The sequence below is a fragment of the Xanthomonas hortorum genome (assembly GCF_040279205.1).
Taxonomy (GTDB): Bacteria; Pseudomonadota; Gammaproteobacteria; order Xanthomonadales; family Xanthomonadaceae; genus Xanthomonas; species Xanthomonas hortorum_F.
Window position 1 is genome coordinate 1 of sequence record NZ_JBEOLS010000141.1, and the last position, 482, is coordinate 482.

Genomic DNA, 482 nt, shown 5'->3' on the forward strand with positions numbered 1-482 from the left:
CAGTGGAGCGGCCGATTCATTTGTTGATGGACCGTGCTTACGAAGGCAACGAAACCCGCCAGTTAGCGCTCGATCTTGGCTTCGTGCCGGTGGTCCCGCCGAAATCCAATCGGGTCGAGCCTTGGGAGTACAACCGGGAGATGTACAAGCGGCGCAACGAAGTGGAGAGACTGTTCCGTCGCTTGAAAGGCTACCGCCGGATTTTCTCGCGCTTCGACAAGCTGGATGTCATGTTCCTTGGATTCCTCAGCTTCGTCCTAGGGAGCCTCTGAACAAAGCACAGCAGATGCGCGACACTATTGCCACAGAGTGAGGAATCATCCATGCAACTGACGTTCGGTGACGCTGAGGGCCTGGGTAAACGCAAGCAGACCCGGCGCGAGATCTTTCTGGCCGAGATGGAGCAGGTGGTTCCGTGGCAGCAACTGCTCGGGCTGATCGCACCGCACTATCCGGTGTCGGGGCGGCCAGGTCGGCAGCCG

General features: G+C 59.1%; 1 protein-coding gene and 1 pseudogene. Both read left to right on the forward strand.

Features of this window, described 5'->3' with window-relative positions:
- Positions 1-272, forward strand: a 272-nt coding sequence (locus ABS769_RS22545; RefSeq protein WP_345785026.1) for a transposase, incomplete at its 5' end; no start/stop codon positions are given.
- 51 nt (positions 273-323) lie between these two features.
- Positions 324-482 (forward strand): annotated as a pseudogene (locus ABS769_RS22550) (IS5/IS1182 family transposase); the annotation flags it as partial.